Annotated in this window: 19 protein-coding genes; 10 read left to right on the top strand and 9 right to left on the bottom strand. The window is 69.4% G+C overall.

Annotation, left to right across the window (positions count from 1 at the left end):
* Positions 1-424: 424 nt before the first annotated feature.
* The 3 genes from AB0J78_RS20605 to AB0J78_RS20595 are packed head-to-tail and all read right to left on the bottom strand — an operon-like array spanning position 425 to position 2,284.
* Complete coding sequence (locus AB0J78_RS20605; protein ID WP_363791322.1) at positions 425-793, bottom strand: hypothetical protein; 369 nt, start codon at positions 791-793, stop codon at positions 425-427.
* Positions 790-1,569 carry an alpha/beta hydrolase gene (locus AB0J78_RS20600; RefSeq protein WP_363791320.1) on the bottom strand — a complete coding sequence of 260 codons (780 nt, stop codon included), beginning with the start codon at positions 1,567-1,569 and terminating at the stop codon, positions 790-792. The genes AB0J78_RS20605 and AB0J78_RS20600 overlap by 4 nt, the downstream gene beginning before the upstream one ends.
* Positions 1,562-2,284, bottom strand: coding sequence for a DUF998 domain-containing protein (locus AB0J78_RS20595; RefSeq protein WP_363791318.1), 723 nt, complete (start codon positions 2,282-2,284; stop codon positions 1,562-1,564). The genes AB0J78_RS20600 and AB0J78_RS20595 overlap by 8 nt, the downstream gene beginning before the upstream one ends.
* 25 nt (positions 2,285-2,309) lie before the next feature.
* Between AB0J78_RS20595 and lysX the strand changes: the two genes are divergently transcribed.
* Positions 2,310-5,690 (top strand): bifunctional lysylphosphatidylglycerol synthetase/lysine--tRNA ligase LysX, encoded by a 3,381-nt coding sequence (gene lysX, locus AB0J78_RS20590; RefSeq protein ID WP_363791316.1) that lies wholly within the window; start codon positions 2,310-2,312, stop codon positions 5,688-5,690.
* A 22-nt stretch (positions 5,691-5,712) separates the two neighbouring features.
* Here the strand turns inward: lysX and AB0J78_RS20585 are convergent, their stop codons facing one another.
* A complete protein-coding gene (locus tag AB0J78_RS20585; RefSeq protein ID WP_363791314.1) occupies positions 5,713-6,486 on the bottom strand; it encodes an IclR family transcriptional regulator in 774 nt (257 codons plus the stop codon).
* Between the two features lie 105 nt (positions 6,487-6,591).
* Between AB0J78_RS20585 and AB0J78_RS20580 the strand changes: the two genes are divergently transcribed.
* Both AB0J78_RS20580 and AB0J78_RS20575 read left to right on the top strand, forming a co-directional pair.
* Positions 6,592-7,551, top strand: coding sequence for a PDR/VanB family oxidoreductase (locus AB0J78_RS20580; RefSeq protein ID WP_363791312.1), 960 nt, complete (start codon positions 6,592-6,594; stop codon positions 7,549-7,551).
* Between the two features lie 15 nt (positions 7,552-7,566).
* Positions 7,567-8,772 carry a cytochrome P450 gene (locus tag AB0J78_RS20575; RefSeq protein ID WP_363791310.1) on the top strand — a complete coding sequence of 402 codons (1,206 nt, stop codon included), beginning with the start codon at positions 7,567-7,569 and terminating at the stop codon, positions 8,770-8,772.
* A gap of 71 nt (positions 8,773-8,843) precedes the next feature.
* Here AB0J78_RS20575 and AB0J78_RS20570 read toward each other — a convergent pair whose 3' ends face one another.
* The 4 genes from AB0J78_RS20570 to AB0J78_RS20555 are packed head-to-tail and all read right to left on the bottom strand — an operon-like array spanning position 8,844 to position 13,922.
* Positions 8,844-10,028 (bottom strand): hypothetical protein, encoded by a 1,185-nt coding sequence (locus AB0J78_RS20570; protein WP_363791308.1) that lies wholly within the window; start codon positions 10,026-10,028, stop codon positions 8,844-8,846.
* A gap of 50 nt (positions 10,029-10,078) precedes the next feature.
* Positions 10,079-10,870 carry an SDR family oxidoreductase gene (locus tag AB0J78_RS20565; protein ID WP_363791306.1) on the bottom strand — a complete coding sequence of 264 codons (792 nt, stop codon included), beginning with the start codon at positions 10,868-10,870 and terminating at the stop codon, positions 10,079-10,081.
* 26 nt (positions 10,871-10,896) lie between these two features.
* Positions 10,897-11,865 (bottom strand): metal-dependent hydrolase, encoded by a 969-nt coding sequence (locus AB0J78_RS20560; protein WP_363791304.1) that lies wholly within the window; start codon positions 11,863-11,865, stop codon positions 10,897-10,899.
* Positions 11,866-11,906: 41 nt separating this feature from the next.
* The gene (locus AB0J78_RS20555) at positions 11,907-13,922 is read right to left on the bottom strand and encodes an alpha/beta fold hydrolase (protein WP_363791302.1); all 2,016 of its coding nucleotides are present in this window, start codon (positions 13,920-13,922) and stop codon (positions 11,907-11,909) included.
* A 183-nt stretch (positions 13,923-14,105) separates the two neighbouring features.
* On the opposite strand from AB0J78_RS20555, the gene AB0J78_RS20550 reads away from it, so the two are divergent.
* The 6 genes from AB0J78_RS20550 to AB0J78_RS20525 all read left to right on the top strand — a co-directional run bounded on the left by AB0J78_RS20550 (position 14,106) and on the right by AB0J78_RS20525 (position 22,887).
* Complete coding sequence (locus AB0J78_RS20550) at positions 14,106-15,113, top strand: AraC family transcriptional regulator (RefSeq protein ID WP_363791300.1); 1,008 nt, start codon at positions 14,106-14,108, stop codon at positions 15,111-15,113.
* Positions 15,114-15,527: 414 nt separating this feature from the next.
* Positions 15,528-16,991 carry a pyridoxal-dependent decarboxylase gene (locus AB0J78_RS20545; protein ID WP_363791299.1) on the top strand — a complete coding sequence of 488 codons (1,464 nt, stop codon included), beginning with the start codon at positions 15,528-15,530 and terminating at the stop codon, positions 16,989-16,991.
* Complete coding sequence (locus tag AB0J78_RS20540) at positions 16,988-18,673, top strand: IucA/IucC family protein (RefSeq protein ID WP_363791297.1); 1,686 nt, start codon at positions 16,988-16,990, stop codon at positions 18,671-18,673. Before AB0J78_RS20545 ends, AB0J78_RS20540 begins: the two co-directional genes overlap by 4 nt.
* Positions 18,670-19,965, top strand: coding sequence for a lysine N(6)-hydroxylase/L-ornithine N(5)-oxygenase family protein (locus AB0J78_RS20535; RefSeq protein ID WP_363791295.1), 1,296 nt, complete (start codon positions 18,670-18,672; stop codon positions 19,963-19,965). Before AB0J78_RS20540 ends, AB0J78_RS20535 begins: the two co-directional genes overlap by 4 nt.
* A complete protein-coding gene (locus AB0J78_RS20530; protein WP_363791293.1) occupies positions 19,965-21,122 on the top strand; it encodes a hypothetical protein in 1,158 nt (385 codons plus the stop codon). Before AB0J78_RS20535 ends, AB0J78_RS20530 begins: the two co-directional genes overlap by 1 nt.
* Entirely contained in the window at positions 21,100-22,887 is a 1,788-nt protein-coding gene (locus AB0J78_RS20525) for an IucA/IucC family siderophore biosynthesis protein (protein ID WP_363791290.1), read from the top strand. The genes AB0J78_RS20530 and AB0J78_RS20525 overlap by 23 nt, the downstream gene beginning before the upstream one ends.
* A 108-nt stretch (positions 22,888-22,995) precedes the next feature.
* Here the strand turns inward: AB0J78_RS20525 and AB0J78_RS20520 are convergent, their stop codons facing one another.
* Entirely contained in the window at positions 22,996-24,225 is a 1,230-nt protein-coding gene (locus AB0J78_RS20520) for an MFS transporter (RefSeq protein WP_363791288.1), read from the bottom strand.
* Positions 24,226-24,563: 338 nt separating this feature from the next.
* Between AB0J78_RS20520 and AB0J78_RS20515 the strand changes: the two genes are divergently transcribed.
* Positions 24,564-24,731, top strand: coding sequence for a hypothetical protein (locus AB0J78_RS20515; RefSeq protein ID WP_363791286.1), 168 nt, complete (start codon positions 24,564-24,566; stop codon positions 24,729-24,731).
* Positions 24,732-24,739: the final 8 nt, after the last annotated feature.

Below are 24,739 nucleotides of genomic sequence, written 5' to 3'. Positions count from 1 at the left end.
TACGGGCATCGAAGGCACCCGGCCAATCGCGCCCCGAACGCGTCGCAAGCACGGCTTGATGGCAGCAGCAGGTGAACGATTGGGCGAGGTACGGACAAAGCTGCGAACTTGGATGGCGGCGCGAACAACGTGTTCTCGGGATCAGCCGACACCGTTGTGCAGGCAGGAAACTTTCGCGGCGACGTTCACGTCCACGCCACGAGCGCACCGATTTCCCGGTCGCATGCGAACTTCCCCCAGCACAACGCATTTCGTCAACAGGGCTGCCGAAAACGCCGAACTCGACGAACGGCTGGAACGGCCATCGAGTTCCGTGGTGGTGCTCGCTGCTGCGGCCTCAGTCGATGCAGTGGTGCGGTTCCCGGCTGACGGCTCATCGCCGCCGTCCGGCGGAAAGTGATCGACCGGATTGAACCGGCGGGCGTCACCGGCAGCCAGTGCCCAGGCAGTTGACGTGCAGGAACATCCTGCCGTCGAGCCGGATGACGTAGTCCTCGCGTTGGGCCGGGGTGCCTGCTGCGGTGACCACGCCGTGCACGGTCACCGCAGCGTTGTCCGGTGTCGTAGCCGTGCACTCGACGGTGAAGTCGGAGCCGAGACGGGCGTTCTCGGCGCCGGTGCTGCGGCAGGCCGGGCGCTGCCGCAGCAGAACGCCGTGCTTCGCCAGCTCCTCCCGAGCGCCCAGGGATACGGCGTTGCGGTACCCGGTGGCCGAGATCGCCTTGGCCGGGTCCGCGCAGCCGGTGATCACCAGGGCGACCAGTGCCAGCGCCAGCGCCAGTCCTGTCCTCATCTCCCACTTTCCGTCGCGGCTTCGATGGTCTCCACCACCACGTCCGGACACTCCCATGCCAGCTGGTGCCGGCTGTGGGGCAGCAGGCGGTGGCGGCCACCCAAGAGCCGTGCCAGGCGGGTGTGGCACCTCGTCCACCGCACGGCCGCGCTCGCGCGCATCCCCCCGACGGCGGTGAGAATCCACACGGGAACGGGAGGGAACGTCGTGCGCTGTCGGAGCACCGCGAGGTCCCGCAGCATCGGCTCGAAGGCGAGGTATTCCTGCCATGCTGCGGTGAGCGCGGCCGGTGAGCGGAATCGTGCACGTCCTGCCGATCGCACCGCCGGTGGCAGCGGTCGGGACGTTTGCGCACGCGCACCGGCCGTCCAGATGGCTGGTCCGAACGGTGCGATGCAAGTGGCCGCATGGCGGCCCAGCGCTTCTGCGGCCAGCAGCGACCACTCCGGGTGCGGCGAAGCGCTGCCGCAACTCGGGTCCAGCAGCACGAGCGCGCGCAGCGAGCTCGGATGCCGTCGCCCCATCGCCTCGGCGTGCAGCGCCGAGACCGAATGCGCGACCACCACCGCACCGCCGTGTCGGTCCGCGGCGGCGCTCAGTAGGTCGGCCTCGTCGTGCAGGCTCGGTAACCCTGGTGGGGGAGTGCGCCCGTCGAGGCCGGGGCGTTCCAGCCGATGCACGTGATGCGGCGCCGACAACGCGGTCAGGACCGGTTCCCAGTCGTAGGCAGCACCGGCCATTCCCGAGGTCAGCAGCACCGCGGGTGGTTCAGGCATCGAAGCCACCCGCGGATCGCGTACGGCGGGTGTGGTCGACGGCCAATGCGATCAGCCACGTCGCGATGAGGCCGAGCTGCGCACGTTGGGTCACGCCGGCTCCCGTCCCCATCCACAGCGCTCCCAGCGTCGCCACCGTTGCCAGCCCGGTCGCCGAACACCACGCCCAGCCCCAGCGCGCTTGCGGCCCGATACCGGCCCTGGCCAGCCCGCCCATGGCCACGAGCATGCCCAGCGCCGCAACGGAGCTGGTCATCTCGTGCACCGTGTGGGTGGCGGGGAGCGCTCCCACGAGCTCTCGCACCGCGCATCCCGAGTCGACGTAGCTCGCGCACGTCATCGGGGTCAGCGCTCCGTCCAGCCCGGTGGCGACGCCGAAGACCAGCAGACCGCTCCACCCCACGACCCCGCCGCGGCTGGACCGGATCCCGGCCACGGCGGCTGCGGCGGCCAGCAACCCGGCGAGTCCGTCACCGATGCGGAAGAGCCGGCTCCCCGGCTGGTCACGGGCGGCGAATTCGCTGACGTAGCCGTTGAGCGCGTCCAGATCCGGATTGATCCACGGTCCCAGCAGCCACAGGCTGTAGAGGACAGCGGCGCCCACGCAGCATCCCGCGATCGCACGGGTCTCCCACCGGGCCGCAACCCGGGCATCGGAGTCGGCCAGCATGAACTGTCCTAGGGTCGTGAGGTCAGCGTCGATCGTCCACTGCATGCCAGCTTAAGTGGAGGAGGTACGGATGGGTCGGGCAGCATCGGTGGGCCGGTCGCCGAACGAGTGGGTGCCTGCGACGGAGCCGGTCTGGACGGCTCGAGTCCCGCGGATCGTGGCCGGGACATTGGTCGGCATCGCGGCCCTGTGCGCCTTGGCCGCCGTCGGAGCGGCGCTCCGAAGCGGGATGCAGCCGGTGCGCGAGTTCATCGACCTGGTGCTGTTCCCCGCTCCCGCCAACCTCGGATATGCGGCCTTCCTGCTGGTGTTGGCAGGGGCGTTGGGGCGCCGCAAGCGCATCGCCTACTGGATCTTGCTGCTGGTGCTGGCCTTGCAACTCCTCCTGTCGGGGCTGGTGCTGCTGATCGTCCTGGCGATCCCGTGGGAGCCGGGTTTCGTCGAGCAGGTGCTGCCGAGCGGTGTGCGGTGGTCGCTGGGTGCGAACGTGCTGCTCACCATGGCCGCGATGGTGGTGCTGGGGTTGGCCTCGCGGCAGTTCTACGGACGGGTGCAGCGTGCCAGCGTGCCCAAGGCGCTGGTGACGTTCGCCGGACTCGCCGCGGTGTTCATCGTGCTGGGCTACGGACTGGTCACGGCGTTCTCAGGCTCGTTGCACGACTCCGCTGACCAGTTCAGCTGGACGGTCGAACGAGTCCTGGGTGGTGCGGTGACCCTGGACATCACCCGTACCGGGGAAGCTCCGGGCTGGGTGAACCTCGTGCTCGGCACGTTCGGGATGGCCACGCTGTTCGCCACGCTGGCGGTGCTCTTCCGATCCCAGCGCACCGCCTCGGTTCTGCCTGCTGCCGACGAGCGCCGGGTGAGGAGGTTGTTGGCCGATCACGGCGAGGTCGACTCGTTGGGGTACTTCGCGACGCGGCGGGACAAGGCGGTGCTCTTCTCGAACAGCGGCAAGGGCGCCATCAGCTATCGCGTGGTCGCAGGCGTCTGCCTGGCCAGCGGTGACCCGCTCGGTGACCCCGAAGCGTGGGGACCGGCGATCGAGCGATGGCTGGCAATGTGCCGGGATTACGCCTGGCGGCCGGCCGTGATCGGCGCCGGCGAGCGCGGCGCCCGCGCCTACGCGCGGGCCGGCTTGAAGATCCTTCGGTTGGGCGACGAAGCGGTTCTGGACCTGTCCACCTTCAACCTGGAAGGCCGCGAGATGCGGCCGGTGCGCCAGGCGGTGAACCGGTTGCATCGCGCCGGATACCGGGCGCGGATCCGCAGGCAGGAGGAGATCTCGGCGGAGGAGATGGCCGAGGTCGCCCGCCGTGCTGTTCGGTGGCGGGGAAGCGACACCGAACGCGGCTTCTCGATGGCGTTGGGCCGGTGGGGCGACCCGGCCGATGGCGGATGCGTGCTGGTCGAAGCCGTGAACACCGACGGCGAGGTGTGCGCGATGCTCTCCCTCGTGCCGTGGGGACGCACAGGCCTGTCCTTGGAAGCCATGCGCCGAGCGCCCGGCGCCGACAACGGGCTGGTGGAGTTGATGATCAGCTCCCTGGCGCGTTCGGGAGGGCGTGGGCGGGGTGCGACGCCTGCGGGCCTCCAGCGGCTCTCGCTTAACTTCGCGGTCTTCCGAGAGGTGTTCGAGGGGGGTGCCCGCTTGGGCGCGGGTCCGGTGCTGCGGTCCTGGCGCGGGATCCTGCTGTTCTTCTCGCGTTGGTGGCAGTTGGAGTCGTTGTACCGCTCGAACGCCAAGTACCAGCCCGACTGGGTGCCTCGGTTCATCGGTTTCGGCGATCGGCGCGATCTGGCCCGTGTCGGGTTCGCCTCGGCGGTGGCCGAGGGGTTCGTACCCCTGCTCGGTTCGAGTGGCTCCGCCACCCCTGCTGCGGCCGCACCAGGTGAGGACCGGATGCCGGTGATCGAGCCGCACGAGCAGGAGCCCCGTCGGCGATCGGTCCCCGAGCAGATGCGGGTTCGCCTGGACACGGTCGCCAAGATCCGGGAAGCCGGGGGCGATCCGTACCCGGTGCAGGTCCCGCGCACCGATGCCTGCGCGGAGATCGTCGAGCGGCATGCCGGAACCGCACCGGACACCCGCACCGGCGAACGCACCGCGGTCACCGGCCGAGTCGTGCTGATGCGCGACCACGGGCGGTTGTGCTTCGCCACCTTGCGCGATTGGTCCGGGTACCTGCAGACCATGTTCACCACCTCCGACACGGGTACAGCTCGGTGGCGAGCGTGGAAGAACGAGATCGACATCGGCGACCAGGTCTCGGTGCAGGGGGAGGTCATCACCACTCGTCACGGCGAGACCACGGTGTTGGCCGATGAGTGGACCTTGGCCTCCAAGTGCCTGCGTCCCCTGCCGGACAAGCACGCCGGTCTCACCGATCCGGAGACCCGATCCCGAGCACGCTCGGTGGACCTCATCGTCGGCACCGACGCCCGGGACATGTTGCGGGCCCGCTCGGCCGCCTTGCAGGCGTTGCGCTCGACGCTGACCGCCCACCGGTTCCTGGAGGTCGAGACGCCGATCCTCCAACCCGTGCACGGTGGTGCCTCGGCGCAGCCGTTCCGGACTCACATCAACGCCTACGACATGCCGCTGTACTTGCGCATCGCCCCGGAGCTCTACCTGAAGCGGCTGTGCGTGGGCGGGGTGGAACGGGTCTTCGAACTCGGACGCACGTTCCGCAACGAGGGGGTTTCGGCCAGGCACAACCCGGAATTCACGATGCTGGAGGCTTATCAGGCCCACGCCGACTACACGGTGATGCGGCAGCGGTGCGAAGAGCTGGTGCAGGCCGCGGCCACCGCTGTGCACGGGGCGCCGGTAGCTCGGCGGCAGGGCACCGGCGATCATGCCGAGGAGATCGACCTGTCCGGAAGCTGGCCGGTGATCACCGTGCACGAGGCGTTGTCCTCGGCGTTGGGGGAGGAGATCACCCCGGAGACTCCGCCGGAACACTTGCGGTCGTTGTGCGAGCGGACGCAGGTCTCCTGCGATCCGGACTGGCCACGTGGCGCGTTCGTGGTCGAGCTCTACGAGCGCTTGGTCGAGCGCCACACGACGCGCCCGACCTTCTACACCGATTTTCCCGTCGATGTTTCTCCGCTGACCCGCCCCCACCGCCACGACCCGAGGCTGGCCGAACGCTGGGACCTGGTCGCCTTCGGCGTGGAGATCGGAACCGCCTACTCCGAACTCGTCGATCCGATCGAGCAGCGCCGCCGTTTGACCGAGCAGTCGTTGCAGGCGGCCGGTGGTGATCCGGAGGCGATGGAGTTGGACGAGGACTTCCTGCGCTCGTTGGAATTCGCCATGCCGCCCACCGGTGGACTCGGGCTGGGAGTGGACCGCCTGCTGATGTTGCTCACCGGTCGGCCGATTCGGGAGACGTTGCCGTTTCCACTGACCCGTCCCGCCCGTGGCGCGGCCGTGTCTCCGACTTGACCTTCGCCGGCGAGGGATTGCTTCAGTCCGGCCGGCAGTTCGGTGGGCGGTGGCTGGTGAGCGTGCGGGTGATCCCGCGGGCGGCGGCCAGGAGTGCGGGGATGCCGGCTTGGGCGTGTTCGTCGTTGGGCACGATGATCGACAGGCTGGCGACGACTTCGTTGAACGTGTTGCGGACGGGGACGGCGATACCGGTCGCGTCCTCGTGGACGTGGCCGGGGAGGAAGGCGTAGCCCTGCCTGCGCACGGCTGCCCACGCGCGGTCGAGTTGGTCCGGGGTGGTGATCGTCGCCGCGGTGTAGCGGGGCATTGGCTGCTGCAGCACGCGATCTCGGACCTCGGGTGGTGCGTGGGCGACGAGCACGTGTCCGCTGGAGGAGGCGTGCACCGGCAGCCGTCCGGCGATCTGCGAGTAGTTGATCACCGCGTCGCGGGCGGAGAGGCGTTCGGCGAACAGCACGTCGTCGCCGTCGAGCACGCCGAGTTGGGCGTGGTGGCCGACGACCGCGTGCAGGTCCTCCAGGTAGGGCATCGCCGCGTCGCGCAGCGACGAGATGGGTGATGCTCGGGAGGCGAGTTCCCACAGCCGGACGCCGATCCGGACGTCGCGGTCGGGACCCCGGGCGAGCAGCCCGTGCGTGGTGAGTTCGGCGATGAGCCTGGAAGCGGTGGCGATGTGCAGTCCCGTGCGCCGCGCGATCTCGGTGACGGTCAGGGACGTCTCCTCGGCGGTGAACGCGGCGATGATCCGCGCGGCTCGCGCGATGGACGACTCGCCGGTGGCGGCTCGTGGCATCCCCTGAGTGTCGTGATTCACCGGTCGTCTTGTCCATTGAGAGTTCGTTTTGCGTTGATCCGGGCATCGGCGACGGTCGTGGGGCACGTCGAGGAAGGATCAACGATGACCCTGATGAGTGCGCGGGACGTGGCCAGGTTGCGCGTCCAGAGCAAGACCGCGGCGGCCGATGGCGTGGTGGCGGTCGAGTTGGTCGCCGCCGATGGCGGCCGGCTGAAGGACTGGACGCCCGGTTCGCACATCGACCTGGTGTTGCCGAACGGGATGACCCGGCAGTACTCGCTGTGCGGCGATCGCTGGGATCCGCGGCAGTACCGGCTCGGGGTGTTGCGCGAGCCCGGTGGGAGTGGTGGATCGGCTTACGTGCACGACACGCTCGAGGTCGGCGACGTGGTCGGTGCGGGTGGTCCGCGGAACAACTTCCCACTGGTGCCCTCGCCGGAGTACCTGTTCGTCGCCGGCGGTATCGGGATCACCCCGCTCCTGCCGATGGTGCGGCAAGCCGAGCTGCTCGGGGCCCGGTGGCGGCTGCTCTACGGCGGCCGGACCCGCGCGGCGATGGCGTTCCTCGACGAACTCGACGCCTGCGGCGACCGCGTCGAGGTCCGCCCGCAGGACGAGCACGGGCTGCTCGACCTACCCGGATTCCTCGGCGCCCCTCGCCCAGGGGTGACGATCTACGCCTGCGGTCCGGCGCCGCTGCTGGACGCGGTCGAGCACACCTGCTCCGCGTGGCCGCCGCACACACTGCGCACCGAGCGGTTCGTCGGCGACAACTCCGCCGCACCCGCCCGCGCAGCGCCGTTCGAAGTCGAGCTGGCCCGCACCGGCGGGAGCGTCACGGTGGCGACCGAGGCCAGCGTGCTCGACGCCCTCGCGGACGCGGGGGTCGACGTTCTGTCGTCGTGCCGCCAGGGGACGTGCGGCACGTGTGAGACGACTGTGCTCGCGGGCCGTCCTGAGCACCGCGACGCGATTCTGGAGGACCACGAACGCACCGCGGACGACTGCATGTTCGTCTGCGTGTCCCGTTCCCTGTCCGACCGGCTCGTCCTCGACCTGTGACCCGCGGAGGCAACCATGACGACTCCCACAACACCGTGTCCGGTCATCGTCGGTGACCCGTTCGATCACGCCGTCCTGGAAGACCCGCTGCCGTTGCACGCCGAACTGCGGGAAGCCGGGCCGGTCGTGTTCCTGCCCGAGCACGACGTCTTCGCCGTCGCCCGCTACGAGCAGGTGCGTGCCGCGCTCACCGACTGGCAGCGGTTCCAGTCCGCCGCAGGCGTGGGTCTGGCGAACTTCCGCACCGAAAAGCCCTGGCGGACCCCGAGTCTGCTGCTGGAGGCCGACCCGCCTCATCACGACGCGCCACGTCGGGTGCTGAGCAAGGTCCTCGGCCCCCGCGCCCTGCGTCGACTGCGCGAGCAGTGGATGGCCGACGCGGACGAGCTCGTCGACCAGGTTCTGGCCCGGGGAACGCGGTTCGACGGTGCCACCGAGTTGAGCCACGTCTTCCCGCTGCGGGTGTTCCCGGACGCCGTCGGCCTTCCGGTGGCGGGGCGGGAGAACCTGCTGCCTTACGGGGACCACGCGTTCAACGCGTTCGGCCCGAACAACGCCCTCGTCGCCAAAGGCGCGCCCCGGGTCGAGGAGCTGTCGGACTGGGTCGGCGAGCAGTGCTGTCGCAAAACCCTCGCCCCTGAGGGATTCGGTGCGGACATCTGGGCCGCCGCCGACCGCGGCGACATCCTGCCGGACCAGGCCCCGCTGATCGTGCGGTCTCTGCTGACCGCCGGAGTCGACACGACCGTGCACGCGCTTTCGGCCGTGCTGTACGCCTTCGCCACGCACCCCGACCAGTGGGCACGGCTGCGGAACAACCCCGGATTGGCGCGTGTGGCGTTCGACGAAGCCGTGCGATGGGAATCGCCGGTGCAAACGTTCTTCCGCACCACGACCACCGAAGTGGCTGCGGGCAACGTCCACATCCCGGAGGGCCGCAAGGTTCTGATGTTCCTCGCCGCCGCCAACCGCGACCCCCGTCGCTGGGAAAACCCCGATGCCTTCGACCTGTCCCGCGATCCCTCCGGCCATGTCGGGTTCGGCATGGGCCTGCACCAATGCGTCGGGCAGCACGTCGCCCGCCTCGAATCCGAAGCACTGCTCACCGCCCTCGCCCGCCGGATCGAAACCATCGAACTCGACGGCACACCCACGCGGCACCACAACAACACCCTCCGCGCATGGGACTCCGTTCCCGTCCGCGTGGGTGTCGCGAACTAACGCCCGTCGCCGAGGGCGATCGCAGTCGTTCGCACCTTCGACGCATGCGTCGGTACCCGTGCTGATGGGCGTTACGAGCCGTGCCGGAGTTCGCCGTGGACGAAGGTGGGGCTGGTGCCAGGGCTGAGCACCGGTCGGGCGGTCAGCTCGCTGGTGGGGAAGAACTGCAGAAACCGGCTGTCGCGCTGGGAGCGGTCGACGAGGGTCTTCTCCACCACGCAGGAGTTGTACTGCGCTGCGGTGGTTTCCAGCACGTTGGCGTTGAGGATGACCTCTTGGCCCCAGCTGCGGGCCCAGCCCTTCACGCCGGGGATCTTGCTGTGCTCCGGTGTGAGGCACTCGGTGGCGATCATGTTCTCCGACAGCGCCCACACGCCGGTGTCGGTGTTGAGGACCAGGGTCTGGTTTCCGGTGGCGTGCCCGGGAGTCCGGATGATGGCCACACCGGGGGCCAGCAGCCGGTCACCGTCGATGGGCATGATCCGCTCGGGGTCCAGATCGACGTAGGTCTCGGGCTGGTACCACGGCCGCTGCAGCGGGTGCAGGTCGCGCATGGCCTCCAGTTCGGTGCGCTGCACCACCAGCTTGGCGTTCGGAAGCCAGGCCGGGACCGGCGCGTTCGGTGAGATGTCGGCCTGCGGCTCGGTGGTGCCGATCAGGTGGCGCACGTCCTGGGTGTGCAGGTGGTCGAAGGCCACGTAGTCGACCTCGGCAGGGTCGATGCCCACCTCCGCGAGGCGTTCGAGCACCGTTGCCTTGAACTGGACCACGGCGCCCATCAGCAGCTTGGGGGTGCGGGCCTGCAGCGTGGCGAAGTAGGGGGTGTTGCCGTCCAGCTCGGTGTCGCTGGGCTCCCACAGCAGGGTCCTGCGCCGGCCGTCGGTGTCGGTCCAGCGGACGATCACCAACCGGTTGGTGATGAACAGGAACGGCGAGGGGGAGGCGGGGGCGCGCCACAGCCCGAACTTCGTCGGGTACGGCAGCGTGATCAGGTCGTGGGTGGACACGTGCGCGGGCGTACCGGTGGCGGTGAACTCGCGTTTGAAATCGGCCGCGGCCGTGCGCGCCATCCGCAAGCTCGCACCTGGGCCGCCCTCGGTGCGGTGGATGCGTTCCAACGTCGTGATCGGCGCGCCCAGCTCGACGACCTCCGGGACCGGGATGGCCAGCGGGTGGGCCTGGACCGGCGGGGCAGCGGTCGGTGCGGTCGGCAGTGGGTTGAGCCGCTTGCGCGCGGCAGTGGGGGTCGCGGTCATCGGGGTCTCCTCTTTCAGTGCGGTGCCCGGTTTTCGGGAGCGGATGCAGATCAGCGGGAAAGCCGGTTGAACATCTCGCGGATCAGCCAGGAGGGCGCCACCCGGTTGACCACGGCGGTGGCCTTCGTCCGGCGGCCGATGATGCGGTGGGGGTGCGGCAGCCGGGGCTGATGCTCGGCCGCGGCGAACACGGCCTTGGCCACCTTCTCGGCCGTCAGGCTGCCCGAGAGGCGTTTGATGCGGGTGCCGGGCATGGACACCGCGCCCATGTCGGTGGCCACGAAGGTCGGCTGCACATCGCACACGCGGATGTCCTGGCGCGACCATTCCAGTTCCAGGGACTCGGTCAGGGACCGGACCGCCGCCTTGGTCGCCGAATAGGTGGCCAGACCGGCTACGCCATACATGGCGCTGGCCGAGCACAGGTTGACCACGACCGAACCCGGGGTGCGCTTCAAGTACGGGAAGGCGGTGTGGCAGCCGTTGAGCATGCCCTTGAAGTTGATCTCCACGATGTCGGCGTGCCGGGAGAGGGGCACCTCGGCGAAGTCGCCGGTGGTGAGGATGCCGGCGTTGTTGACGAGCACGTCGAGCCGTCCGCCGGACGCGGACCAGAACTGCTCGAGGCAGGCCTGCCAGGCGGCGGGGTCGGCCACGTCGAGTGCGCTGGAGGTGGTGGTGTCCTCGCCGGTGGTAGCGGCGATTTCCTTGGCGGTGGTGGCCGCGCCGTGGGCGTCGATGTCGTAGAGGCCGACGAGGTAGCCGGCGCGGGCGAAGCTCTCGGCGGTGGCGCGGCCGATGCCGCGGGCGGCCCCGGTGATGAAGACGGCCTTGCGGCGCATGGGATCTCCTCGGATGTGCAGGGCGGTCAGTCGGGGTTGGGCTCGGCCGATGGGCCGTTGATGGCCTGGGCCGCAGGCGAGCTCGCCAGGTACGCCAGGGCCTGGTCGGTGGAGCCGTGCTCGATGGGGTGGTACTTGGGGTTGAGGAACTGCGGGATGGCCTCGAAGAGCAACTTCGGGCGTGGCAGCAGCCCTTGTTTGGCGGCTCGGCGCCATTCGCGCAGCACCTGCGCGTCGCGCAGCCTGCCGCGGTAGCGGCTCTTGGTTCGCTCGTCCACGGTGGGATCGGCCAGCATCAAGAACGCCGCGCCGTCGATCATCAGCTTCATCAGTCTGGGGAAGACCAGCGTCATCATGACGGTCTGGCGCAGCGGGTAGTTGCCCGAGATGTGCTGGTACGCGTCGAAGGCCACCGCTCGGTGTTCGACTTCTTCCGCGCCGTGCCAGCGCAGCAGGTCCAGCATGACCGGATCGGCTCCGACCGCATCGAGCTCCTCGGCGTCCAGCAGCCACTGGCCCAGCACGGCGGTGTAGTGCTCGAGCGCCGCGATGGCCGCGATCCGGGCTTCCAGCCATCGGTTGCGCAGGGCTCGCGGGGCGGTGTCGTCGCTGAGGATCTGGCTGAAGACGTGCTCGACCCGCTCCATGTAGGCGGTGCAGTCCATCCCTTGGGCCTGCAGGTGGTCCAAGGCGGTGGTGTGGGCCACGGCGTGCACGCCTTCTTGGCCCATGAAGGCCCGGACCTGCTCGCGCAGCAGTTCGTCGGTGATGCGGGGCAGGATCTGCCGGTAGTCGTGGATGAACCAGCGCTCCAGCGGCGGCAGCAGCATGTGGAACACGTTGATCATGTGGCCGACGAAGGGATCGTCGGCCTTGACCCAGTGCAGCGGGGTGTTCGACCAGTCGAAGCTGACCTGGCGCACGGTGGGGATCGCGGCGTGGTCTTCCGCCGAGGAGGTCGTGGGGTTCGTGGGCGTGTCTCCAGACGAGTCCATGGGTTTCTCCAGGGGTTGGTTCAGGATTCGATGCGGCAACGTCACAGGTCGTAGTTCACGACGACGGTGGGAGTGGTCGGCCGCGCTTGGCAGGTCAGCACGTAGTCGTCGGCGATCTCGTCGTCGTGCAGGGCGTTGTTGGCCGCCATCTCGACGCTGCCGGTGCAGACCTTGGCTCGACAGGTGGCGCACGCAGCGGCCAGGCAGGAGTAGGGCATGTCGCCGCGGATGCGCATCGCCGCGTCCAGGATCGTCTCGGTGCCGGGCACCAGTGGGAACGAGGTCTCCTCCTCGTCGACGATCACGGTGACCTCGCTGGGCGCCACTCCTGCGGGGGCGGCGGGTTCGTCCACCCCGGGCTGACGGGTGGACCCGGCGACGAACAGCTCCAGGTGCACGTGCTGGGAATCGACTCCGTGGGCCAGCAGGGTGTCGCGGGCGGGCAGGACCATCGGCTGCGGCCCGCACAGGAACCACTCGTCGGCGTCCTCCGGTGGCACGAACTCCTCGAAGAGGCCTGCCAGGGCCTCGGGGGTCAGCTGCCCGGCGGCCACGTCGTCATCGGCGAGGATCGGGCTGTCTGCGGGCTCGTCGCTGAAGTAGTGCCGGATGCGCAGCCGGTCGGGGAAGCGGCGCTGGAGTGCGGCCAGCTCGTCCCGGAACATGATCGAGTCCCAGGTCCGGTTGCCGTACAGCAGCGTGCACCGGCTCTTCTCCTCCTCCTCGAGGACCGTGGCCAGGATGGACAGGATCGGGGTGATGCCCGAGCCGCCGACGATGCCCACGTAGTGCTTGGCGTTGGCCGGATCCAGTTCGGTGAAGAATCGCCCGGTGGGCGTCATGATCTCCAGCACGTCCCCGACCTGCAGCTGCTCCATCGCGTAGGTGGAGAACGTCCCGCCCGGCAGGAGCTTGATGCCGATGCGCAGCCGACCGGAGCTCACCGGTTCGCAGATCGAGTAGTTGCGGCGCACGCCCTCGCCACCCAGGTCGGTCTGGACGGTGATGTGCTGGCCCTGGGTGAACCGGTAGGCCTCGCGCAGCTCCTCAGGTACGTCGAAGGTGACCGCCACGCTGTCGGCGGTCAGCAGCTCGATCTCCGCGACGCGCAGCGGGTGGAACGTGCCGTGCCGCGGCTTCTTCGCCGGGGCCTGGGCCTGCTCGCGCCGGGCGCGGTCCTCGGTGACCTCGACCAGCTCGCCGATCCAGTCCGCCAACCGCTCGGGGTGGGTCAGCTGGATCCAGTGCCCGGCCTCGGGCAGGTCCCGCCGCCACAGGTGGGGCAACCGGGAAGCGGTCTCCTCGTACATCCCCGGGGCCACGCACAGGTCGTGGCCGCCGATGACCACCTGCACCGGGACCTCGGTGCGCCCGTCTCCGGGGTGCAGCAGCTTGTGGGTGAAGTTGGCCCGGTACATCCACATGCCGCGCTTGGCGTCCGCGGCATTCGAGCCGGCGTAATCGGGTCCGGGGCGGATGCCCTCGCGGCGGCGCATCAGACCGAACCAGGCCCGGCCGGCTCTCGACAGCCACGCCAGCGGGGCGATCCCGGGCAGGTGGAACGTGAAGATGTACCAGGAGCGGGTCATCTGGTCGGCGAGGGCGGCCAGGCGGCGCGGGGTGGGGTGGCGCAGGCGGTCGCGGATCCACCAGGAGGCGTGATCCAGGCAGGGAGCGCCGAAGGCCGTGTAGGAAGCGAATCGGCGGGCGATGCGGGTACCGGTGACGGCCTCCCAACCTTGGATCGCTCCCCAGTCGTGGCCGACCAGGTGCACCTTCTTGCCGGGGGCGGTGATGTCCAGCACGGCCTTGAGATCGCCGACCAGCCGGTCGAGTTCGTAGCCGCCGTAGGACCAGCCCCGCCCGGACCGGCCGGACCCCCGCACGTCGTAGGCCACCACGTGGTAGCGGTCGATCAGGTGCGGCAGCAACGGGTTCCAGACCTCGCCGGTGTCGGGGTAGCCGTGGACGAGCACCACGGTGGGCGCATCCGGCTCACCCCATTCGCGGGCGTGGAGCGTGACCCCGCCGCTGCCGGAGATCCGGTGTTCCTTCATCGCTGCACTCCTTGGATCCACGAGGCGGTCGTCCACTGCCACGACCAGTCGTCGGAGGCCACAGCCGCCCTGAGCTGGGAAGCGAGTGGCGTTACGTCGACGTTAAAGATCGTGGGCGTTCACCGGGAGCCGCTCCGTGGCCAAGGATTTAACATTTCCGGACAGGCTCACAGGGAGGCTTCGATGAGCGATTGGGATCTGCCTCGCGCCCCGGCGAGCGCCCTGGTGCTGACCGGACTGGGCGTGGAGAACGGAGTGCCGCACGAAGTCAGCTTGCGCGGGACCCGTCTGGACCCGGATGCGCTCGCCGACACCCAGGCCACCGTGACCGCCCACCAGGAGCTTCAGATCATCCGCAACCTGCTCAACGCTCTTGGCGAGGACGTGCCGTTGGGGATCGAGGCCGGGATGCGCTACCACCTGACCACCCACGGCATCTGGGGCTTCGCCCTGTCCAGCAGCCCCACCTTGCGCTCCGCGATCGCCGTCGGCCTGCGGTACGTGAACCTGACCTTCGCCTTCACCCGGATGTCCGCCGTCGAGCAGGACGACGGGATACGACTGGTGCTCGACGGCTCGCACCTGCCCTCCGACGTCCGCCGCTTCCTGGTGGAACGCGAAATGGCCTCGAGCATCCACCTGGCCCGCCAGCTCTTGTCGGACCAGAGCGCCGTTTTCGAGGTGCACTTCCGCCACGCCGCTCCTGCTGCGAGCGCACCGCATGAGAAGGCGTTCGGCATGCGCCCGACCTTCCAAAGCGCCAACAACGCCGCCGTGGTCCCTGCCGAGCTGCTGGATCGTCCCCTGCCCCAGGCGGATGCCCACACCGCAGCGGTCACCGAAGACCAGTGCCGCCGACTGCTGGCAGACCGGCGGGCCCGGGCAGGCATCGCCGGCACGGTGCGCGATCGCCTGGCGGCCCAGCCGGGGGACATGCCCGACATCGAGACGGTCGCCGTCGAGCTGCACATGAGCTCCCGTTCCTTGCGCCGGCGGCTGACCGCCGAAGGCACCTCCTACCGGGCGCTGGCCGACGAGGTCCGCGAACACCTCGCCGAGGAACTGCTGGCCACCAAAGCGCTGAGCGTGGAAGAGATCGGCCGCCGCCTCGGCTACGCCGCCACGCCGGCCTTCACCACCGCGTTCAAACGCTGGAAGGGCATGTCACCCCAGGCCTACGCGCGCCGCTGAACCATTTTCGGTAGCCGGCTCGCCCGGCGGATCATCGTGGTGAGCCGACGCGGGGGCCTCCCGTCACCGAGTGAGCAGACCGCGCAGGTGCCCGCCAACTCAGTGAAATCGCTCCCGCTGGCGAGGACCGCCGGCACCAGCTGGTCGACATCCCGTCGTTGTCGCGATGCCCTCCGGTTTTGCGGCCACATGCGCTTCTGGCGGTCGCGAATTCGTCGACGTGGCGTGACATAGCACTCCCTCGCCCGGGTTGTGGATCTCGCCGTCGGGTCGTTACGGTCCCCGCCGGAACAAGGGTAGGCAAACCTAATTGGATCTGGATGGAGCCGCGCGTGAACAACCGCGGCCGGTCCGGCTGTTCCTCGCCGCTTCGCGGCGTGAAATCGCACAACCCGACTACGAGGTGGAGCGCACGTGACGATCAGTACCCAGCTGGCGGGTGGTAGCAGCGGTCCCGGATTCTTGCGTCCGCTGCTGGCCACCGCGCTCGAGGCTCTCGAGAAGGGGACTGTTGAGCGCGATGGCCCCTTGCCCGCGGGCGGTCCCGGCGCCGTCAGCTCGCTGTTCTCCGGCGAGGTGCTTCCGGCGGAGGGACAGGGCGCGGAGACCGCGCTCGCCGGTGTGGCGCAGGGCTTCACCGCAGGTGCGGCGGATCCGGCCGACCCGGGATGCGTGGCGCACCTGCACACGCCCCCGTTGGCGGTCGCGGTCGCGGCGGACCTCGTCGCAGGGGTGTTGAACTCCTCTTTGGACTCCTGGGACCAAGCGCCTTCGGGCACCCAGATCGAATCGGAAGTCGTGCGCGCGCTGTCCTCGCTGGTCGGCTACGACCCCGAGGTCGCCTCCGGGGCGGTGACCTCGGGCGGTACCGAATCCAACCTCACGGGCCTCCTGCTGGCGCGGGAACACGCGGTTGCTCGCGCTTTCGGCGCGCAGGCGGTCGATTCGGGAATTCCGCCGCAGGCGCACGGGCGGCTTCGGGTTCTGTGCTCAGCGACGTCGCACTTCTCGGTCGCGCGCAGCGCGGGAGTGCTCGGACTCGGCGAGGACTGCATCGTGCACGTTCCCGTCGATGACAAACAGCGGATGGACGCCAACGCACTTCGCGCGGTGCTGTCCGACTTGAGCGACCGCGGCGACATCCCGATCGCGGTGATCGCCACGGCAGGTACGACCGACCTCGGCACCGTGGACGCGCTGTCGGACATCGCCGACATCGCCGCCGAGCACGAGGTGTGGATGCACGTCGATGCCGCGTACGGCGGAGGTGCGTTGTTCTCCGAGCGGCTGGGTCCGTTGCTGGACGGGATCGAGCGCGCTGACTCGGTCGCCATCGACCTGCACAAGCTGGGCTGGCAACCGGTCGCGGCCGGGGTGCTGCTGGCACAGCGAGCCGCCGCGTTCGATCCGATGGAACGCAGGGTTGCCTACCTCAACACCGAAGATGATGAGGTCGCCGGATTCCAGAGCCTGCTGGGGCGTTCGTTGCGCACGACCCGTCGACCGGACGCGCTCAAGATCGCGGTGACCTTCCGCGCCCTGGGGCGTCGCGGGCTCGGTGAGCTCGTTGATCAGTGTCACGAGCAGGCGTTGCACGCCGCCGCGGTGTTCCGCGACAGTCCCGATTTCGAGCTCTACCAGGATCCTGTGCTGACCACGGTGATCTTCCGCTACCGGCCGGAATCCCGCGACTCGGACCAGGTCAACGCCGAATTGCGGCGGGCACTGCTGACCGAGGGCCGGGCGGTGGTCGGGCGCACCGAACTGGACGGCTCGGTGTGGCTCAAGCTCACGCTGCTCAACCCGCACACCACGCCCGTCGAGATCGCTGCGCTGATCGATGACGTGCGCGCCGCTGGAGAAAGGGAAAGCCGATGACCGGCATCGCGAGCGCGATGGACCACTCCCGTGTCGCCGATGCGGCGACCATCACCGGACTGCTGCGGTGCTGGTTGCGCGAAACCGCCGCGGAGGTACCGGAATCAGGGGTCCTTCGGTTGCCGCTTCCTGCCGCTGGGACGAGCGTGCACGTCGATGTGCTGCGCCGCTCGCCGACCGGTCACCACCAGTTCGGCGAGGTGCGGTTCCCCGGCGGTGGTGTCGTCAACGCCGTGACGTTGGCGGGGCTGCTGTCCGCGGAGAGCACGACCGACCCCGACACGGCCTCGGACCTCGTCGGACGCGTCGCGGACTCGCAGTACCGCACGGCTCGCCACCTGCGTGAACGTCGTGCCGAGACGGACGTCCCGCAGGGGATCACGCCGTTCCTGGCCGCCGAGCAGGCCCTCCTGCTGGGGCACCCCATGCATCCCACGCCGAAGAGCCGCGTGGGCTGGACCGATGCCGAGGCCACAGCCTACTCCCCGGAACTGCGCGGGGCTTTCCAGCTGCACTGGTTCGCCGCGGACCGGTCCGTGGTGTCCTCGCAAGGCGAAGTCGCCGACCTGCTGAGCGGGTATGCCCCGGAGGTTGACGCGGGAGCGGTCGCGGTGCCCTTGCACCCGTGGCAAGCGGCAGAGGTGCGCGAAAGGCCCGGTGTGCGAGAGCTGTTCGACACCGGACTGCTGCGCGACCTCGGACCATCAGGCGTGCCGTGGTTCCCCACCGCGTCGATCCGGACGCTGTACCGGCCGGACGCCCCGGTGATGCTCAAGTTCTCGCTGGGCATGCCGATCACGAACTCCAAGCGGGAGAACCTCCGCAAGGAGCTGCACCGCGGCGTCGAGATCGACCGCTTGTTGGAATCGGGGTTGGCCGCCGAGATCTCCGCGGCTCATCCCGGGTTCTCCGTCGTGCGCGACCCGGCCTGGCTGGCCGTGGACCCGGCCGCCGGCAGCGGCAGGCAGGAGAGCGGGATCGAGGTGGTCGTTCGGGACAACCCGTTCGGCGTCGACGAGCGCGCGGCATGCGTGGCCGGGCTGCTCGCCGAGCGCCCCGACTTGGGCCGATCCGCGCTCGGAGAGCTCATCGCGGGCTTGGTCGACCGGACCGGCACGACGGTCGCGGAAGTCTCCGAGCAGTGGTGCGCCCGCTACTTCGACAACGTGATCGCACCGGTGCTGTGGCTCTACCGTGCCCACGGGCTGGGACTCGAAGCGCACCAGCAGAACACCGTCGTGGCCCTGGACGCCGAGGGCTGGCCGTGCGGCGGGTGGTATCGGGACAACCAGGGCTACTACATCTCCGCGACTCGGGTCGGCGAGCTGGAGCGGTTCCTGCCGGGCGTGGGCGAGTTCGGTGACAACCGGGTCGAGGACGCCGTCATCGACGAGCGCCTGGGCTACTACATCGGCGTCAACAACCTGCTCGGGCTCGTCGGTGCGTTCGGCTCGCAGGGCCTGGCCGACGAGCGGCGGCTGCTGGGGCTGCTCGGCGAACGGCTGCGGGAGTTCTCCGACCTGCCGCTGGCCAAAACGCTCGCCGACGCGACGACCCTGCGCTGCAAGGCCAACCTGCTCACACGCATCGACGGACTCGACGAACTCGTCGGGCCGCTTGAAACCCAATCGGTCTACGTCGACATCGACAATCCGTTCGCAGAGGGGGAGACCGTCGCATGACCCGCGTGCACGACCTCGTCGGAGTCGGCATCGGACCGTTCAACCTGTCCCTGGCGGCCCTGGCCGACCCGGTGGAGGACCTCTCGGTCGCGTTCTTCGACGCCAAACCGGAGTTCTCCTGGCACTCCGGGTTGCTCATCGACGGCACCACCTTGCAAGTGCCGTTCCTGGCGGACCTGACAACCCTGGTGGACCCGACCAGCCGCTGGTCGTTCTTGTCCTACCTCCGCGAGCACGAGCGGCTCTTCCCGTTCTACTTCGCGGAGAACTTCCACATCTCGCGCCGCGAATACGACCACTACTGCCGGTGGGTGGCCGAATCGCTGCCGTCCTGCCGCTTCGGCCACCGCGTCACCGAAGTGCGCTGGGACGCCGACGACGAGGTGTTCCACGTCGAAGCCGAGGACGTCCAGACGGCGCGGCGGGAGACCGCGGTCGCCCGCAACGTGGTCCTCGGCGTGGGCACCGAGCCCGTGGTGCCGCAGCCGTTGCGCGGGCTGCTGGGCAAGGAGGTCTTCCACGCCTCGTCCTACCTGGAACGCCTGGAGTCGCTGCGCGGCGCCGAGGACGTGACGGTGATCGGCTCCGGGCAGTCGGGCGCCGAGGTCGTGCTCGACCTGCTGCGGCACCAGGAGGAAATGGGGTGGCGGCTGCGTTGGCTGACGCGCTCGCAGGCGTTCGCGCCGATGGAGTACTCGAAGCTCGGACTCGAGCACTTCACCCCGGACTACACCCGCTACTTCCGAACCCTGCCGCAGGAAACGCGGGACCGCGTGGTTCCCGCGCAGTGGCAGCTCTACAAGGCCAGCAGCGCCGGAACGCTCGCGGAGATCCACGACGTGCTCTACGAGCGCAGCATCGGTGGACGCTTTCCGGACGTGACGCTCATGCCGAACGTGGCCGTGACAGGTGCGCACCAGGACGGCTGCGGTCTTGAGCTGGCGTGCCACCACATCGAGCAGGATCGCGCCTTCGACGTCCGCACCGACCGGGTCGTGCTCGCCACCGGGTACTCGGCCAGCACGCCGTCCTGCTTGCACTCGCTGACCGACGTGATCGACTGGGACGACCGCGGTCGCTACCAGGTCGACGACCACTACCGGTTGGCGCTGTCCGACGAGGTCACCGGCGAGGTCTACGTCCAGAACGCGGAGATGCACAGCCACGGCGTGGGAGCACCCGACCTCGGACTGGGCGCGCACCGCGCCGCGGTGATCCTCAACTCCGTCTCCGGTCGCGACGCGTACGCGCTGCCGCAGCGCAACGCGTTCACGACCTTCGGCGTCGAGTGATGCGCTCGCGGCACGTCCTGCTCACGGCGGCAGGACTGCACATGGTGACCGAAACCGCACTGGCCCCGTTCTACCCGGAACTGTTCCGAGCCGCGTTCGGGGTGCACGACCTCGCCGCGACCGGCTGGTTCGTGGGCCTGAGCCGCATCGCGGCGATCCTCGCGCTCCCGTTGTGGGGGCTGGCCACGCGGCGGTGGCGCATGGAACACCTGGTGCTGTGCGGTCAATCGGTTGCCGTCGTGCTGACCGGATGTCTCGCGCTGGCGCCGAGCTGGGCGGTGTTCACCGCCATCGGCGTCGCCCTGGTCGCTGCCAAGGCGGTCGTGCTGCTGGCCTATCCAGCCACGGCCCGCACCCATCCGAACGGACTGCTGTCGGGCGTGCGCCAGTACGTCGCGGTGCTGCAGATCGCGATCGTCGCCGCGTCCGGACTTGGTGCGCTGATCGTCAGTGCTCCCGATCCGACGCAGGCGTTGCCGCTGCTCGCGGTGGTCGAGGGCGTGCTCCTCGTGGTGTGCGCCGTCGCGCTGCGGTCCCGACGGGCGACAGGCGAGGAAACGACGGTCAAGCCGGCGGACGTCGTGCCCCTCACGGCACGAGTGGTGCTACCGACGGCGGGGCTGGTGCTGGGTTTCCACCTCGCCGGCAACGTGGTGCGGCCCTACTTCACCGAGTACTCGTCCGAAGCGGGCTTCTCGGAATTCGCCGGTGCGTTGCTGTTCGTCGTCGCCCACCTCGCTGCACTTGTCGCCGTGAAGCAGGTGCGGACGAGGCCGCCTGGGCTCGTCGTGCCCTTCGCCGTGGCTGCGGCGGGACTGGTCCTGCAGGCCGTGACGGCGGACCCGTTGCTGCTCGCGCTCGGGCGCGCGGTGTTCGGGGCCGGCCTCGGCCTCGGTCAGGTCGCGCTGGACGTCCGGGTCCTGACGACCACCCGCGGCTCGGAGGCGGTCTACGGGCTGATCGCCGCTGCCCAGCACACCGCTCTGCTGTCGGCGCCGCTGATCGCCACCGCCGGCGCCACCTGGGACCTGGCCGTTCCGCTCGCCACCGGCGCCGGACTGTTCGCGGTGCTCGCGGTCACCACCGCCCTGGTTCCCACGACCCTTTTCCATCCCCGCTCTCCGGAGGTGTCAGATGTCCCTGTCCGTACCCGCTGAACTCACCGCGGACAACTGGCGGCGCGCCGGGCGCGATCTGCTCGCCAAAGCGCTCGGTGAGCTGTCCTACGAACTGCTGCTCGAACCGATCGAACTGGACGCCGGCCGGTACCGGCTCGACCTGCCCGGCAACGTGTCGTACCGCTTCGCCGCTCGGCGCTCCGCGTTCGGGCACTGGAGCGTCGACGCCGAGTCCATCGTGCGCACCGCCGGAGACTCGCAGCAGCCCGCCGACGATCCACTGCAGTTCCTCCTCGACGCCCGATCGACGCTGGGAATCAGCGGTGACACCGCAGGACATCTCGCCCGCGAGCTGAACGCCACGCTGGCCGCCGACGCCCGGTTGCTCGGCACCGATGGTGCCACCGCCGCCGAGCTCGCCGATCTGTCCTACGTCGAGCTCGAAGGTCACCAGACCGGGCATCCCTGGATCCTTCCGAACAAGGGCCGGGTGGGTTTCTCCGCCTCCGACGTCGCACGCTACGCACCGGAATCGCGACAGCAGCTGCGCCTGCCGTGGATCGCGGTGCACGCCTCGCTGGCCCAGTACCGCGGGGTCGAAGGCCTCACCGACGAGAGGCTGCTCAGCGGTGAGCTCGACGAGCAGACGCGCGGGCGCTTCGCGCAAGTGCTGACCGACGCGGGACTCGATCCGCAGGATTACGTCTGGATGCCCGTGCACCCCTGGCAGTGGGACGAGGTGGTGCTGCCCGCCTTCGCCCCGGACGTCGCTGAACAGCGGATCGTGCCGCTCGGCGATGGCCCGGACCTCTACCGGCCGCAGCAGTCGATCCGGACGTTCGCCAACATCGACGACCCCGGTAGGCACTACGTCAAGCTACCGCTGTCGATCCTGAACACCCTGGTCTGGCGAGGACTGCCGACCGAGCGCACGGTCGCCGCGCCGGCGCTGACGTCGTGGGTGCTCGGCTTGGCCGCCAACGACGAGTTCCTGCGCGACCACACCCGCGTGGTGCTGCTCGGCGAGGTCGCGTCGGTCACCGTCAAACATCCCGTGCTGGAGGAAATCCCCGAAGTCCCGTACCAGTACCTGGAACTGCTCGGGGCGATCTGGCGGGAGCCGATCAGCAACAAGCTCGACAGCGGCGAACGGGCCCGCACCCTCGCCTCGCTGTTGCACGTCGACCGCGATGGACGCGCGTTCGTCAGCGAGTTGGTCGAACGCTCCGGTGTGGACGCCAAGACGTGGCTGCGCAACCTCTTCGGCGCGCTGCTGCCACCGTTGCTGCACTTCCTCTACCAGTACGGTCTCGTGTTCTCCCCGCACGGTGAGAACACGATCGTCGTCTTCGACGGCGACGAGATGCCCGTCCGACTCGCCGTCAAGGATTTCGTGGACGACGTCAACGTCGCCTCCGCACCCCTGCCCGAACTGGAGGACATGCCGCGGGAAGTGGACGAGGTCCTGCTGCGCGAGGAGCCCCAGTTCCTGTGCCAGTTCATCCAGAGCGGGCTGTTCGTGGGTCACTTCCGGTACCTGGCTCCGCTGGTGGAGGAGCACCTCGGGGTGCCGGAGGGCGAATTCTGGGCGATGGTGCGCGCCGAGGTCCTCGCCTACCAGGCGGGTGCACCCCAGCTGGCGGACCGCTTCAAGATCTTCGACCTGCTCACCCCGGAGATCGAGCGGTTGTGCTTGAACCGCAACCGCCTGTTGTTGGACGCCTACCGCGACCGGCCTGAGCGTCCTCACGCCGCTGTGCACGGAACGATCCCCAACCCCTTGCACGAAAAGGGCGTCGACTGAGGAAGGAGCTCCTGCCGGGGAACGCGGCAACACCGCAGCGATCAGGTGATCGCTGCGGTGTTGGAGCGCCTGCCGCGCGTGGGTGAAAAGGCGGAGAAGCGCTGCGGCTCAGGCCGCGGCCGCGACCAGCTGCGGAGCCGCCGCCGGACGCCCGCCCTCGATGACCTCCAGAGCCGGAACCTCGCGCCGGGACTTGCGGTCCAGGCCGCTGGTCACCAGGGCCAGCGCCAGGCCCACCGCGGACAGCAGCATCCCCACCAGGTTCGGCGAGAGCAGGCCGAGCCCGTGGGCGATCATCAGACCGCCCGCGTAGGCACCGATCGAGTTCGCGACGTTGAAGGCGGACTGCAGCGCCGCGGACACCAGCGACGCCTCCCCACCGGCCTTCTCCATGACCAGCGCCTGCATGATCGGTGCGACCATGAAGCCGACGGCGCCGATGGCGAAGACGGTCACCGCGGCCGCCACCTTGTTGCCGGAGGTGATGGTGAACAGGCCGAGCACGACGGCGATCCCGATCAGCGCGGCGTAGACGCCGGGCATCAGGGCCTTGTCGGCGATCCAACCGCCCAGGTAGTTGCCGACCGTCATGCCGAGCCCGGCCAGCGCCAGCAGCAACGTCACCGCGGTCGGCGAGTACCCGGACACGTCGGTGAGGATCGGGGTCAGGTAGCTCAGGCAGGCGAAGGTTCCGCCGAGGCCGAATGTGACGACCGCCAACGCCAACCAGACCTGCGGCGACCGGAAAGCGGCGAGCTGGTCGAGCACGGCGGACTGTCCCGGCTCGGGGCGACCCTGGTCCGGGACCAGGCGCACGATGGCGGCGATGGCCACGACACCGATCGCGGCGACCACGGCGAAGGTGGCCCGCCAGCCGAACTGCTGGCCGAGCAGCGTGCCCAACGGCACGCCGACGACGTTGGCCAGCGTCAGGCCCATGAACATCATCGAGACCGCCTTGGCCCGGCTACCGGTCCCGGCCAGGCCGGCGGCGACCACGGCACCGGCGCCGAAGAACGCGCCGTGCGGCAGTCCGGCCAGGAATCGGAGGGCCACGCCGACCCCGGCGCTCGGCGCCAGCGCGAACAGCGCGTTCCCGGCGGTGAACAGCCCCATCGTCACGACGAGCATGGTCTTGCGCGGCAACCGAGCGCCGAGGATGGTCAACGCCGGAGCTCCGACGACGACGCCGAGGGCGTAACCGCTGATCAGGTGCCCGGCGGTCGGGATGGACACGCCGAGCTCGGCGGCGGCTTGGGGGAGCACGCCCATCATGACGAACTCGGCGGTGCCAATACCGAAAGCGCCAACGGCGAGCGCGAGCAGCGCGAAGGGCACAGTTCTCCTCTCGGGGAAGCAGACTCTGCGAGCAGTACGGGGGGATTCAGATCACCGAGGTCGGGGGACCCGACGATCTGTATCGATAAAGAAGAAGGTCAAAAGCAAGACAGTCGACCAAGCGGAACTCACGCTGTCATCGGCTGTCCTGATCCCAGTCTCGACCCCGAACGGCCCCGATGTCCAACCAGAGGAGCGTGAACCGAAACACTCCGTGCACGAAACGCACGCCGCAGCCACCCACACGAGTGAAGAACAGTCGCCAGCCGGTCCCGCAGTAGCACCCCGTCACCGCCCAGGTCATCGGCATGGCGTGACGGTTGGTGCGGGTGGTGTGCGTGATCCTGGCCGATGTCGAAGCGCCGTTCGCCTCGGAAATCTGCAGCACGGCAGCGGTCCGCCGCACCGAGCCCAACCGTGCCACGGCGGCGAACGCCGCAATTGTGTCGGTGCGGCACCGATCATCGACCTCGCCGATCGCGCTGGACAGCGCCTCTGGCGGGTAGCTTCGAGG

Source organism: Saccharopolyspora sp. NPDC049426, assembly GCF_040676935.1.
Lineage (GTDB): Bacteria > Actinomycetota > Actinomycetes > Mycobacteriales > Pseudonocardiaceae > Saccharopolyspora.
This window is presented reverse-complemented; position numbering and strand designations above follow the sequence as displayed.